Source organism: Streptomyces sp. NPDC004752 (assembly GCF_053601275.1).
Map to the genome: position 1 here is coordinate 29,041 of NZ_JBSGBN010000041.1, position 12,929 is coordinate 41,969.

The following is a 12,929-nucleotide window of genomic DNA, read 5'->3' on the forward strand; positions in this document are numbered from 1 at the left end:
TTCAGCGCGTGGAGGAGGGCGGTGAAGGCGGCGGGGCTGGTGGTGAGGACGGTTTGGGGCGGGGTGGGGCGGTCGGTGAGGTGGATGGTGGTGGAAGCGGTGGATATGTGGACGCAGGCGTCGCCTTCCTGGCAGTAGGACGACTTTTGCCAGCGGTTCTGGGACACGTCGGCTCCTTCACAGGTTCTAGGCGATCGTATGGATCAGGTCCCGGCTACGCGGCGGTGGTCGCCGACGTGGTCGGGGCGCCGCTGTGTGGGGTCACCTGGGTGGGGTCACCGTCCGGTGATCTGGGCGAGGGGAGCGTGGGTCTTCAGCGCGTGGAGGAGGGCGGTGAAGGCGGCGGGGCTGGTGGTGAGGACGGTTTGGGGCGGGGTGGGGCGGTCGGTGAGGTGGATGGTGGTGGAGGCGGTGGATATGTGGACGCATGCCTCCCCTTCTTGGCAGTAGGACGACTTCTGCCAGCGGCGCGTGGACATTCCGGCTCCTCTACTACAGGTTCTGGGCGATGGCGTGGATCAGGTCCCGGGACTTCTCGGGGCTGAGAGCGGCGGCTCCTACGACCTCCAGGAGGCGTCGGTACTTCTCCAAGTGGGCCTCGGCACAGACCAGTAGGGGGCCGTGGAACTGGTCCAGCTGCACGGTGTCAAGCTCAGGTACGGGGCCGCACAGGTAGTTGATGGACTGGCCCGACCCCGGGAACGCCCCGACGTCGAAGGGAAGTACCCGAAGGGTGATGTGGTCCCGCAAGCTCATGCTGATCAGATGCCTGAGCTGGTCGCGGGCCACCCTCCGGCCGCCCACCCGCATGTGCAGGGCAGCTTCGTGGATGACGGTGCTGTACGGATTCGGGTTCTCCCGGAACACCACGTCCTGGCGTTTGATGCGGTGCGAGACACGGTGCTCCACTTCCGGCGGTGTGGGAGCCGGGATCGCCTTGCTGAAGATCTCCCGGGCGTGTTCGGCAGTCTGGAGCATGCCGGGGATGTGAGCGGTGAAGGCGGTACGGATGGCCGTCGCGTGGTGTTCCAGTTCGGCGAGGGTGAGCAGTCCTGACGGAAGCACCTCGCGGTAAGTCTCCCACCACCAGCCGCGTGTCTTCTCCGCGGCCATGTCCACGAGGGCGTCGATGTAAGGCTGGTTCGTGCACGAGTAGATGTTGGCCATCGCCCGGACGCGGTCGGGGCTCACCCCGAACCTGGCCGACTCCACGTTGCTGAGTTGACCCGAGCTGGTGCCGAGCATCTGTGCGGCCTCGGTGGAACTCAGACCTGCCCGCTCGCGGAGTTTGCGCAGCTCTGTGGCGAGGCGGACGCGTCGGGCGGTTGGCGCGGGCCGTGGCGTCATGAGACCTCTTCCTAGCGGGCGTGCAATGAGCTTGTCACCCACATGAGGGAGATGGCGCCGAGATTCTTCGAAAGCTCGCAAAGCGGCTTTGCGAGACCCCTATTGTCGTTGCTGGGCGCCCCACCTGGAGCGCACCGTGGGACGCCACGGCAGAGACACCAGGCATCTGTCCAACTCCCCTCAGTGACCGGAGACTTCCGATGGCCACCGTATCCCCCTCCTGGAACTACACCCTGCACCTCCCGCACGATCCACGCGCACCGGGTATCGCGCGGGGCACCCTGAGACTGATTCTCGCTGCTCACGAGATGCCCGAACTCACCCCCACCGCGGAGCTCCTGGCGGCGGAACTGCTGGCCAACTCGCACTGTCACACCAACGGCCCGTACGCCCTCCGCCTCCGCTCGGCCGAGCCCGGCCGCCTCCGGGTGACCGTATGGGACACGGATCCCCGCGTCCCGCCCGGATTCCCGAACGCGGCTGCCCCGGCGCCCCCGCCGGACGCCGAACACGGCCGTGGACTGCCCCTGGTACGGGCCTGCGCGGACGCGTGGGGTGCGTCAGTGCTCCGCAAGCCGGGCGCGTCGGGCGGCGGCAAACTGCTGTGGGCCGAGTGCGGCGGCCGGGCGGCGGGGTGACCAGGGCCGTACTGGGAGCTGGAGCGATACCCGTTCATCAGGAGCTGATCATGATCCGGACCGTGGACGACCTGCGCGGTGCGCTCAGCGTCGTGTACTACTTCCGTGATCCACAGGAGGTGGACCGAGTCACCCTCCCGCGTCCCGGTCACTGTTCCCGGCTGGAGAGCAGCAGTGCTCGGGTCCACATCGCCAGCTGACGCACGATGGAGACCGCATGGGCGGTCCTGTGCCGCAGAAAGGGCAGTACGAGCAGCGCGGGCACGAAGGCCAGGGTGACGACGAGCACGGGTACGAGCGCGAACAGGACGATGAGGACGCGCTGTGCCCAGGGGGCGGCGATGAGCATGGTGGTGGGTTCCTTCCGGTTCGGGAGACGTCCGGTTGTCGTCGAAACCCTCCGGCTGTTCGGCTACGTTGCGAAAGGCGCACGACGGTGCCATGGCCGGGGCAATCCACAGCGGGGGACACCATGTCGGAGGTAGCTCGTTCATCAGGGAATTCGTCAGAGGCCGAACGCGGCGAGATGCCGGAACTTGCCGCGCTCGGTACCATGTTGCGAAGTCTCTTCAACACGCTGGACATCAGCCAGCGGCAGTACGCGTGTCGCGTACACCTCGACGCCTCTGTGGTCTCGCGGTATCTGAGCGGGCGCCGCATCTCGCCGCGGCATTTCGTCGACCGGTTGATCTCCGAGGTGGAGGCGGAACGGGGAAGCTCCGTCACCCCCGAGGTCAGGGAGAAGATCGAGACGACCTGGCTCACGGCGCTGAAGGCATGCGACCCGGACGCGTTCCGACTGGAGAACCTGCGCACCGACTTGACGCGGTCCAGGCGTGACGCCGAGCGTGCCCATCGCACAGTCGAGGCCCTGCAACTCCTCTTGGAGCAGAAGGAGTCACAGGTCCACGAGGTGGGCCGGGAGCTGGTCCGCCTGCAGGCGGACTGGGCAGCAGACCGGGCGAACGCCGCCCGCACGGAGATCGAGTCACAACGGGAACGGGAGTCCGTCACCGCCTCACGGGACGCCCTGCTACGCGAGATCGAGAACCTGAAGAACGACCTGCGCGAGGCGGAGAGGCTGCGGTCCGAGGCGGAGGAACACAGTCGCGAACTGCGGGAGCAGGTCCTGCGGCTGGAGGCGGACCTGGCCGAACGTGGTCCGGCGGGGGAGGCGCCTGTCGATGTCCTCAAAGCGCAACTGGAGCGGATGTGGGGGGAGGAGAACTTTCCGGAGGCCACCCGGGAGCTCACCGAAGCGGCATGGTCGCGGCCGGTGGACGAGTTGGTTGAGCTGTCGCTGTGGTTGATGGAAACGTACGGGAGTTGGCGCCTCGCCCCCTTCATGGCGGACATCGGCCGTCTGCGGCCTGTCGATGATGTGTTGAATGTCGTCAGGAGGATGTCCGACTATGACCGGCTCCTGTTGGGCGATCACGCGTTGGCGAACGCGATCGCTTCACGCATTACTCTGCGTAACGTGGCTGCTTTCTGCCGGGGGCTGGCAGAACTTGGACCAGCCGGCATGGACCTATGGGACAACGCACTGACCGAAGTGGTGGTCGGGGCGGACACGGCATCGTATGCCGTCGACCTGATCCTTCAGGTCCTGACGGTCCAGGAATCGACTGGTCTCTTCAGAGCAGCGGTCCGGGAAGCGGTAGGCCTTTATCTGCAGGATTCTTTCCCCTACCTCGTGGCTGTCGGTTTGTTCGAGGCCGGGCGACCCGACGCGGCAGAGGTCGTCCTCGATGTCGTGGTTTCTTTTGCACGGATAGCTCGAGACTCCGCTGAAGAGGCAGGGCGTCTCTACCGGGGGCTGCAAGAATTGGATGAACGCAGTCTCCGTACGCTGTTCGTCTTCATCGCGGCGCAGTCCTCCCCGGAAACGGCCGCTCGTTTCGCGCAGGCGGTGTATCGAGAAGCCGCAAGGTCGAGCGCCCCGGGCCCGCTCGACCAACTGGCCGTGCTGGGGCCGAAAGTGCTGCAGTGGGCACACGATCACTCCGGCAGCTTGAGCACCGAGGTGATCGACTATCTTGAGCATCTCAAAACGTGACCAATTGACCCACAAGCCGACAACGGGGTTCTCTGAGCGGGCCTTGGCGGAGTCTGGCAGGTCACCCCCAGACATCGATGGCCCTGACGATCAAAGCCCGGGCGTCGGTGCCGTGCACGGCGATCCTGGACAGTTCGGCGAACGCCTTGAGATACATGCGGATCTCGCCGGGGGCCGTGATGTTGACCTCCGCCGTCAGCGTCTCGACGGCCACCTGGGCGTTGTCGAAGGCGTAGAAGGCTTCCAAGGCCCAGACGGTGCGGCGGGCCGTGAACGGAATGATCCCGAGAGATACGTTCGGTCGGGACATCACGTCCAGCAGGTATCGGAGTTGATCGGCCATGGCTGTGTCGTCACAGACCCGGTAGTAGAGCACAGCCTCTTCAAGCAGTAGGGCGAACAGGTGGGTGCCCTCGTGGACCACTCGGGAGCGGTTCAGTCGTGCCTGTACTGCGTCGGCCACGTCGTCAGGGGTGCCCTGGAACTCCGTGATGGACCGCAGTAGTCCCGTCGCGTAGTCGGCGGTCTGGAGCATGCCGGGGACCAAGTTCGATGCGTAGACCCGGAAATGCGTGGTGCGCTCGTACAGCGGGACGGTCTTCTCATGGACGCGCCGCATGCCGTCACGGTGGATCTGCGCCCAGTGGGCGTACATGGACTCGGCGGTGCGAGAGGCGGCGATCAGATCCGCTGCCTGATCCTCCACACCGCAGGTCCGGCACCATGCACGTATGTCGGCATCGGACGGAACGGTCTTGGCGCGTGCGATGCGCGACGACTTCGACTTGTGCCAGCCGCACCGTTGCGCCAGGTCATGCCCGGTGAGCCCGGCGTCCTCTCTGATCTCGACCAGCCGGGCGGCAATGGCCGCGCGGGCAGCCCGGGCGGTGGACAGAGGCGACGTGGACATGAACTGACGTACCGGACTTCTTCAGATGACGTACTTCTCGTGCGGGATACCACGCTCCCAGACGTAGTTGAAGGCGGTCGAGCACAGCCGGGCGACGGTTGGCGCGTCGGTCTGGTCGGTGTGGACCCAACGGCCATCACCGTCAAAGACGTTGAACTGGACAATGCAATCGTCAAAGAGCCAGAAGTCGTTACCTGGAAGGGCGAGATCGGATGCTTGCCTCCTCGGAAGCCAGCGGACCTCCTCACCTGCGGCGACGTTGGTGAACGTGAACGAGTGCTCGTAGCGGATGTACTCGCTCGGCGGCTCCCCCACGATCCGGGCGCGGCGCATCACAACGCCTCTGGCGACGACGTCCTGGACGAGGTCGAGCCAGGGACGCCACCAAGACTGTCGGTTGTCAAGGTCGAGCCGGTGACCACGCCTCCACGCCGCGAACCCCTCGTCCTCGTCGGAGATCGCGTAGACGTCCCGCATCTCAAGGTGGACGGCGGAACGCTTCGCGGACCGGATCAGGTCGGCGAAGCTATCGAGGTTCTGCGCCATCAAGTGCCTCCTTCAGAAGCGCAACCATGCGCTGCGGCAGTCGGATCACTTCCTCATGGTCCGGGAGCGGGCTGTCCTGGACGGTCCGGGCGACCGTGTCAGCGTCGGCCCTGATGCCCTGGATGACGAGATCGTGTGTGTCTTCGTCCACCCAGACGGCCGGGCAGCCGTGATCTCCGGACTCTGGATCTTTCCCGACGAACCGTAGTTGCATTGCCCCTCCCCATGCCGCGCCGGTTGCTTGCAGCTGCACCAGAGCCTCACGGTGTCGTGACCAGGGCGTCAAGGTCGCCTGACGCTGCGTGCAACCGCGTGCAACTTCGTGGACCGGCCCGTTCACAGCTCCCTACCGTCGTAACCGGTGTTACGAAGAATCGGGGAGCATCCCATGCCAACAGCAGACACAGACGCGTCGAAGTTCGAGTACACGACCTACGCACCCAAGGGCGAGACGTGTCCGGCCTGCATGCAGCCGATCAAGGCCCTTGAGCAGGTCCGGCGCGGCATCCTGGAACGGCAGTCGGGTTCACCCGTGGTCGTGTACCGCCACCTCCAGTGCAGTGCATGAGGGGGTGATAACGGTGACCCGCTCCATGCTGCGGTACGTGCAGCACAGGATTGCAAAGCACCCCAACACCGACGTGACGTTCGAAGCCAAGTGCCTGAGATGCGATTGGGCGGCGACACCCTCGACCGACGACGAGGTCGTGGATATCGAGTGCATGCGCCACACCGGTTTGACCCCCGGACACAAGGACTTCCGGCGCAGCTGCACGTCGTTCGCCCTGGTCGAGCGTGTCGAGTAGGGTCCCGCCGATCTATCCTGCATCCGGTGGTGCGGCGGTGCGCTCTTGACGATGTCCACCGAACGGCTCACGCCGGCAGCGGGACTGGTGCGGCTTCGTTGATCTGGAGCTGAGGCAGCGGACCTGTCCCCATGCCTCCTGCCCGCGCACACCAGCAAGGGTGCCGTATGGATGCCGTGGCACCTATCGCTCATCAGCGGTTGGCTTGGTATCGCACACCGAACCGCCTCCCCGGAGAGATGACTCCGTGACCATGACCGCTGCTGCCGGATCCGCTGGGACAGGCACTCCCAGCTGCTCCGAGACGTGGCCGCGCGAGCCGGAGTCCGCGCAGCGGGCCCGCCTGCTTGTATCGGCCGCTCTCCACGCCTGGGGCATGGGCGAGTTGTTGCCGAGATGGAGAACGCCACCTCCGCAATGAACCTCACTACAGCCCGTCCGTGGGGGGGCGGCCGGCTCGAGGGGTGGTGCTGCCACCCCAAGCCAAGGGGCGCGGGGAACCGCGCGACCGGCCACGACGAGCCCGCACTCGGCAACGCACCGCACCTCCCGAGCTGTCAGGCGGGCTGGTACATGTAGCCGAGGCGGACGCAGCCGCCCCCTGAGCGGTGTGCATCGTGAAGTCGCAGGTTGCGGGTCTGGTGTGAAGGGCGAGTTGGATACTCGTGCCGGTCGGCGGCCGATGACCATGGCGTAGATCATCGGGCAGGTCCGGCTCCGGCGGGATGCCGGGTTCGGCTGCGCCCAAGACCGGTCCCCGCCTACGATCCGTCAGCAGGTCGGCACGCCGTGAGAACACGGGAGGGCACGGGGGAACGCAGGAGCGGCAGTGGATCACCGCCCGCCGGAGCGAAGTGGACGCCCCCGCGGAGGAATTGGCCAAGCAACTCCAGGAGTTCCGCGCCGAGCTGGATGAACTGGCGGTCACAGAGCGGGTGTTGAACCGCCTGGCCGAGCAGGCCCGGGCCGATGCCGGGGCTGTCGCTCCGGCATCGGCGAAGGTGGCCGGGCGGGCAGTCCTGCTCATCCCGCACCGCAGCGACGCGGCCGACGAGGGCACGCTGCCCGACGGCTACCGCAAGATCCTGGCGATCCTGCGGGAGGCCGACGGCCCGGCGCAGGTCAGGGCGGTCGGCGAGCGGCTGGGTCTGGACGCCTCGGTGCACGGCAGGCTGAAACCTTTGCGGGCGAAGATGCCCAAACTCGCCGACCGCGGCTGGCTGCACAAACCCTGACGGGCAGTTCACCGCAGGTCCATAACTGCGCGGGGCGTGCCCGTAACCGGGGAGACCCCGCTCAGACCTGCAGCTCGCCCTCTATGCGCTTGAGCGCGTGCCGAGCCAGCGCCAGGTTGCCGCGTGAACGGTCCAACGCGAGGTAGAGGAAGAGGCTCCCGCCGCTTTTGCCCAGCGGGCGGACGATGTGGTATTGCGCGCCGAGCGTGATGAGGATGTCCTCGATCGAGTCCTCCAACTTGAGCAGTCCGAGCGTGCGGGTCTTGGCGCGGACCACCTCGGTGTTGCCCGCGGCGGCCACCTCCAGGTCCAGCCCCTGGCCACCGCCGAGGACCCCGAGCGACATGCCGCTTTCGTAGTCGACCAGAGCGACGCCGAGGGCGCCGTCGATCGCCATGGCTTCCTTGAGCGCGGTCTCGATGTTCATGGTCATGCCCTTCACTTGTGCGTTGGTGCGATGTGGCAGAAAGTTCAGAATCTGAGCGCCTTGCACCCTGTCCTGAACGTTTCGACTTAAAGTACTGTGCCTTCAGTTGCCGTGTGAAGCATCGGTGAAAGGTGAGTCCCGTTGTCATCAGTCGAAGCCTCCCTGAGCTGCCTGCTGGAACTGCCAGGCGTCACGGGTGTCACGCTCATCGACGCGGTCACGGGACTGACGTACGGCGACGCTGGAACGAACGACTCGGATCCCATCGAGTGCAGCCGCCTCACAGCTCTCATCGGCAATGGACTGAACGCGGCTGGTACGCAAGGCGAGTTGGAGAGCATCGTCATCACGGGAACCAACCGCCTGCTCGTCATCGCCACCGTGCCCCGGCAGGGCGATCCTCTGCTGCTGACCGCCGAGTTGGAGCGCGGCCAGGCCAACCTGGCCTTGGTCCTGCACCGCTTGGGCCTCTATGCCGCCGAGGTGATCGCGTGAAGGCTGCGGACGCCGCCCCGCGTAACCTCCCCGCCCTCCTCGCCGCTCTCCATGAGGATGAGCGCGACGCGGCGGTCACTGTCGGCGGCAGCCCGGGCGGCACCATCCACCTGCGCCAGGGCAGGATCGTGGGGGTGGACACCCCCGGCGCCCCCAGCGCGGAGTCGACTCTCCTGAAATCAGGGCGAGTCGAGGACAGCGCCTGGGCGATGGCCTGCGCGGCAAGCGGCTCCGACGGGAACACCCTGCGCGACGAACTTCGTCGACGCGGCCTGTTGACCCCGGAAGAGTTCGAGATCGTCTGTACAGCGGCGCTGTTCGACGGCGCCTTCGCCCTCGGCCTCGGCTCCGCCGCCGAGTGGGAGGTACGCGAGCCGTCCCGGCCTGTCGTCACGGCCCGCGCCTTCGCCCCGCACCTCGTCACCGCCGAGACCACTCGCCGCCTCGCCACCATCACAGAACTCTGGGGATCAGCAACGGAGTTGGCCCGCACCCGCATCCGTACGGCCAACGCTTCCCCGGCCCGTCTTCTCCCGAGACACACGGCCATCCTGGAAGCCGCCAACGGCCGTCGCACCCCCCGCGACATCGCCTTCGCCCTGGGCCGCGGCACGTACGCCGTCATGCTCGACCTCTCCCACCTGCGCGCCCTCGGCCTCGTCGAGCACGACACACCACCGCTCGGCCGCCCCAGCACCGCCCCGCGCATGCCCGGCCCCCGGACCGGGACCCCGCTTCCGGCCGCCCAGGCACCGCTTCCACAACGCTCACCCGGAGCACACCACCCACACCGATCGGATGTGGTGTGAACCCGCGTCGGCGCAGGAAGTCCAAACGGCGTAACCTCGCCCTCGCCCGGCAGTTGAGACTCGCTCGCACCCGCACAGGTCCGCGCTCACCGCTGCCGCCGTTGCCCACGCGCCGACCCGGCGCGGCACCCGACCGACCGTCCTTCCCGACGGACCTCACCGAGCACCAGCCCGAGACAGCCCTCCTCCAGAGCGTCCGCGCGGGTCTCGCGGGACTGCCCTGAACCACGCCCGCACACCCCAGCACGCCACCCCACACAAGCCGGGAATGCAGATGCCTGAAATACACCAGCCCGAACCACTCGTCGAGGTGCTCACGGCACTGCGCGAAGGCGTGATGGGTGTCAGCGAGACGGTGATCTCCACCGTCGACGGCCTCCTTGTCGCCGCCGACGTCGACGCCGTGCACGCGGAGTCCATCGCGGCCCTCTCCGCCGCCACCCTCAGCCTCGCGCGCCGCATGGCCCACGAGGCGGGCGGTACGGGCCTGCGCGACGTCACCACCCGCAGCGCGGACCGGCACGTGGTCGTTCAGGCGATCAACGACCGAGCCCTGCTCACCGTCCTCGGCGACGACGGCCTGGACCTGACCCGCCTCCAGCGCGACATCCACACGACGCTGGCACACCTCGCGGAAATTCTCCAAGGGGACACCCCGGCCTGACGGCTCTCAGGCGGGCTGGTACATGTAGCCGAGGCGGACGCAGCCGCCCCCAGGGGGCGGGGGACTGCGCGACCGGCCACGACGAGCCCGCACTCGGCACCGCACAGTATCTCCCGAGCTGTCCCCGACCCTGCTGTACCGGCGGCGGTGCGGTCGGCCCGCCCCCAGGGGGCGGGGGGAACTGCGCGACCAGCCACAACACCCCCGCACCCGGCAACGCACCGCACACTCCGAGCCATCCCCCAGCCATCTCCCAGCCACCCCCCGACCCCGCTGAACCGGCGGAGCCCGAACGTATGCTCAAGGAATGACGACTTCCGCGACCTCCGGAACCGGCCCGACCGAGAACTCCATGCGTCGCGCCCTCAAACGCGCCCGGGACGGCGTCGCCCTCGATGTCTTCGAGGCGGCGGTGCTGCTCCAGGCGCGCGGCAAGGACCTCGACGACCTCGCCGCGTCCGCCGCCCGGGTCCGGGACGCGGGCCTCGATGCGGCGGGCAGGCCCGGCGTCATCACGTACTCGAAGAGCGTCTTCGTCCCCCTCACCCGGCTGTGCCGGGACAAGTGCCACTACTGCACCTTCGTCACCGTCCCCGGCAAGCTGCGCCGCGCCGGGCACGGGATGTTCATGTCCCCGGACGAGGTCCTGGACATCGCCCGCAAAGGCGCGGCACTCGGCTGCAAGGAAGCCCTGATCACCCTCGGCGACAAACCCGAGGACCGCTGGCCCGAGGCGCGCGAATGGCTCGACGCGCACGGCTACGACGACACCATCGCCTACGTCCGGGCCGTCTCCATCCGCATCCTGGAGGAGACGGGCCTGCTCCCGCACCTCAACCCGGGCGTCATGACCTGGACGGACTTCCAGCGCCTCAAGCCGGTCGCCCCCTCCATGGGCATGATGCTGGAGACCACCGCCACCCGGCTCTGGTCCGAGCCGGGCGGCCCGCACCACGGCTCCCCGGACAAGGAACCCGCCGTACGGCTGCGCGTCCTGGAGGACGCGGGCCGTTCCTCCGTCCCCTTCACCTCCGGGTTGCTGATCGGCATCGGCGAGACCTATGAGGAGCGCGCGGAGTCCCTGTTCGCGCTGCGCCGGATCTCGCGGGCCCACCACGGCATCCAGGAGCTGATCATCCAGAACTTCCGCGCCAAGCCGGACACGGCGATGCGCGGCATGCCGGACGCGGAACTGGACGAGCTGGTCGCCGCCGTGGCGGTCGCCCGGCACATCATGGGCCCGAGCGCCTGCCTCCAGGCCCCGCCGAACCTGGTCGACGCCGAGTACGGGCGGCTGATCGGCGCCGGCGTCGACGACTGGGGCGGAATCTCCCCACTCACCATCGACCACGTCAACCCCGAACGCCCCTGGCCGCAGATCGAGGAGCTGGCCGCGAAGTCCGCGGCGGCCGGCTTCGAACTGCGGGAACGCCTGTGCGTCTACCCGGAGTTCGTCCGGCGCGGCGAGCCCTGGCTGGACCCGCGGCTGCGCCCGCACGTGGCCGCGCTCGCCGACCCGCGGACCGGCCTGGCGCGCCCCGACGCCCGCCCGGCGGGGCTGCCCTGGCAGGAGCCCGAGGAGGCGTTCGTCGCCACCGGCCGTACCGATCTGCACCGCACCATCGACACCGAGGGCCGTACCGCCGACCGGCGTGACGACTTCGACGAGGTGTACGGCGACTGGTCCGCCCTGCGTGAGGCGGCGGCCCCCGGGATGGCACCGGACCGGATCGACACGGACGTACGCGCGGCCCTGGCGACCGCGGCCGACGACCCGGCCCGGCTGACCGACGCGGAGGCGCTGGCCCTGCTGCACGCCGACGGCCCGGCGCTGGACGCACTCACCCGGATCGCCGACGATGTGCGCCGGGCGGCGGTCGGCGACGACGTCACCTACATCGTCACCCGCAACATCAACTTCACCAACGTCTGCTACACCGGCTGCCGCTTCTGCGCGTTCGCGCAGCGCCGCACGGACGCCGACGCCTACACCCTCTCCCTGGAGCAGGTCGCGGACCGCGCCCAGCAGGCATGGGACGTAGGCGCGGTGGAGGTGTGCATACAGGGCGGCATCCACCCGGACCTGCCCGGCACCGCGTACTTCGACATCGCGCGGGCGGTCAAGGAACGTGTCCCGGGGATGCATGTGCACGCCTTTTCGCCGATGGAGGTGGTCAACGGCGCCACCCGCACCGGCCTGTCGATCCGCGAGTGGCTGACGGCGGCGAAGGAGGCCGGGCTCGACACCATCCCGGGCACCGCGGCGGAGATCCTGGACGACGAGGTGCGCTGGGTGCTCACCAAGGGCAAGCTGCCCACGGCGACCTGGATCGAAGTGATCACGACCGCGCACGAGTTGGGCATCCGGTCGAGTTCGACGATGATGTACGGCCATGTGGACCAGCCCCGCCACTGGCTCGGCCATCTGCGCACGCTGGCCCGTATCCAGCGGGAGACGTGCGGCTTCACGGAGTTCGTGACGCTGCCGTTCATCCACACCAACGCACCGGTGTACCTGGCGGGCATCGCCCGGCCGGGCCCGACGCCGCGGGACAACCGGGCGGTGACCGCGATGGCCCGGCTGCTGCTGCACCCGTACATCCCCAACATCCAGACCAGCTGGGTGAAGCTGGGCGCCGAGGGCGCGGCCCAGATGCTGCGCTCCGGCGCGAACGACCTGGGCGGCACGCTGATGGAGGAGACGATCTCCCGCATGGCGGGCTCCTCCTACGGTTCCTACAAGTCGGTGCGCGACCTGGTCGCGGTGGCCGAGGCGGCGGGCCGCCCGGCCCGGCCCCGCACGACGCTGTACGGGGCGGTGCCCGAGGAGCGGCAGCGGGCGGCGGCGGCCTCGGACGGCCATCTGCCGGAGCTGCTGCCGGTGCTGGACTGACGTCCCCGGGACGTCCCCGGGACGTCCCTGGGACGCCCCTGGGGAGCCCGCCGCACGGGACGGCCACAGTACGATGATCCGACCCCCGTTCGACGGGGAC

The 12,929-nt window shown here is 68.3% G+C and carries 16 protein-coding genes; 9 read left to right on the forward strand and 7 right to left on the reverse strand.

Translation table 11 applies throughout. From position 1 onward, the window contains the following. From ACWEKM_RS19010 to ACWEKM_RS19020, 3 genes are all read right to left on the reverse strand, one after another. A partial coding sequence (locus ACWEKM_RS19010) for a DUF397 domain-containing protein (RefSeq protein WP_451622372.1) occupies nt 1-167 on the reverse strand: 167 nt, incomplete at its 3' end. A 108-nt stretch (nt 168-275) separates the two neighbouring features. Continuing rightward, entirely contained in the window at nt 276-479 is a 204-nt protein-coding gene (locus ACWEKM_RS19015) for a DUF397 domain-containing protein (protein ID WP_451622330.1), read from the reverse strand. A gap of 13 nt (nt 480-492) precedes the next feature. Then, entirely contained in the window at nt 493-1,347 is an 855-nt protein-coding gene (locus ACWEKM_RS19020) for a Scr1 family TA system antitoxin-like transcriptional regulator (RefSeq protein ID WP_451622331.1), read from the reverse strand. A gap of 200 nt (nt 1,348-1,547) precedes the next feature. On the opposite strand from ACWEKM_RS19020, the gene ACWEKM_RS19025 reads away from it, so the two are divergent. Further along, nucleotides 1,548-1,985, forward strand: a complete 438-nt coding sequence (locus ACWEKM_RS19025) for an ATP-binding protein (RefSeq protein WP_451622332.1) — start codon at nt 1,548-1,550, stop codon at nt 1,983-1,985. 148 nt (nt 1,986-2,133) lie between these two features. Here the strand turns inward: ACWEKM_RS19025 and ACWEKM_RS19030 are convergent, their stop codons facing one another. Continuing rightward, nucleotides 2,134-2,334, reverse strand: a complete 201-nt coding sequence (locus tag ACWEKM_RS19030; protein ID WP_451622333.1) for a hypothetical protein — start codon at nt 2,332-2,334, stop codon at nt 2,134-2,136. Nucleotides 2,335-2,457: 123 nt separating this feature from the next. On the opposite strand from ACWEKM_RS19030, the gene ACWEKM_RS19035 reads away from it, so the two are divergent. Then, nucleotides 2,458-4,044 carry a hypothetical protein gene (locus tag ACWEKM_RS19035; protein WP_451622334.1) on the forward strand — a complete coding sequence of 529 codons (1,587 nt, stop codon included), beginning with the start codon at nt 2,458-2,460 and terminating at the stop codon, nt 4,042-4,044. 61 nt (nt 4,045-4,105) lie between these two features. Here ACWEKM_RS19035 and ACWEKM_RS19040 read toward each other — a convergent pair whose 3' ends face one another. Both ACWEKM_RS19040 and ACWEKM_RS19045 read right to left on the reverse strand, forming a co-directional pair. Further along, on the reverse strand, nt 4,106-4,954 hold the full coding sequence (locus ACWEKM_RS19040; RefSeq protein WP_451622335.1) for a helix-turn-helix domain-containing protein: 849 nt from the start codon (nt 4,952-4,954) through the stop codon (nt 4,106-4,108). 21 nt (nt 4,955-4,975) lie between these two features. Then, complete coding sequence (locus ACWEKM_RS19045; protein ID WP_451622336.1) at nt 4,976-5,500, reverse strand: DUF6879 family protein; 525 nt, start codon at nt 5,498-5,500, stop codon at nt 4,976-4,978. 388 nt (nt 5,501-5,888) lie between these two features. On the opposite strand from ACWEKM_RS19045, the gene ACWEKM_RS19050 reads away from it, so the two are divergent. The 3 genes from ACWEKM_RS19050 (at nt 5,889) to ACWEKM_RS19060 (ending at nt 7,541) form a co-directional block, all read left to right on the forward strand. Next, nucleotides 5,889-6,068 carry a hypothetical protein gene (locus ACWEKM_RS19050; protein WP_451622337.1) on the forward strand — a complete coding sequence of 60 codons (180 nt, stop codon included), beginning with the start codon at nt 5,889-5,891 and terminating at the stop codon, nt 6,066-6,068. Between the two features lie 13 nt (nt 6,069-6,081). Next, on the forward strand, nt 6,082-6,306 hold the full coding sequence (locus tag ACWEKM_RS19055) for a DUF7848 domain-containing protein (protein ID WP_451622338.1): 225 nt from the start codon (nt 6,082-6,084) through the stop codon (nt 6,304-6,306). A gap of 854 nt (nt 6,307-7,160) precedes the next feature. Next, the gene (locus ACWEKM_RS19060; protein WP_451622339.1) at nt 7,161-7,541 is read left to right on the forward strand and encodes a hypothetical protein; all 381 of its coding nucleotides are present in this window, start codon (nt 7,161-7,163) and stop codon (nt 7,539-7,541) included. Between the two features lie 61 nt (nt 7,542-7,602). On the opposite strand, the gene ACWEKM_RS19065 is transcribed toward ACWEKM_RS19060, so the two are convergent. Beyond that, the gene (locus ACWEKM_RS19065; RefSeq protein ID WP_451622373.1) at nt 7,603-7,968 is read right to left on the reverse strand and encodes a hypothetical protein; all 366 of its coding nucleotides are present in this window, start codon (nt 7,966-7,968) and stop codon (nt 7,603-7,605) included. Nucleotides 7,969-8,109: 141 nt separating this feature from the next. Between ACWEKM_RS19065 and ACWEKM_RS19070 the strand changes: the two genes are divergently transcribed. The 4 genes from ACWEKM_RS19070 (at nt 8,110) to ACWEKM_RS19085 (ending at nt 12,829) form a co-directional block, all read left to right on the forward strand. Further along, nucleotides 8,110-8,463: a hypothetical protein gene (locus ACWEKM_RS19070; RefSeq protein WP_451622340.1), complete on the forward strand. Its 354-nt coding sequence runs from the start codon at nt 8,110-8,112 to the stop codon at nt 8,461-8,463. Further along, complete coding sequence (locus tag ACWEKM_RS19075; RefSeq protein ID WP_451622341.1) at nt 8,460-9,272, forward strand: hypothetical protein; 813 nt, start codon at nt 8,460-8,462, stop codon at nt 9,270-9,272. Before ACWEKM_RS19070 ends, ACWEKM_RS19075 begins: the two co-directional genes overlap by 4 nt. A 274-nt stretch (nt 9,273-9,546) precedes the next feature. Continuing rightward, complete coding sequence (locus tag ACWEKM_RS19080; RefSeq protein WP_451622342.1) at nt 9,547-9,936, forward strand: roadblock/LC7 domain-containing protein; 390 nt, start codon at nt 9,547-9,549, stop codon at nt 9,934-9,936. Nucleotides 9,937-10,243: 307 nt separating this feature from the next. Further along, a complete protein-coding gene (locus ACWEKM_RS19085; protein ID WP_451622343.1) occupies nt 10,244-12,829 on the forward strand; it encodes a bifunctional FO biosynthesis protein CofGH in 2,586 nt (861 codons plus the stop codon). Nucleotides 12,830-12,929: the final 100 nt, after the last annotated feature.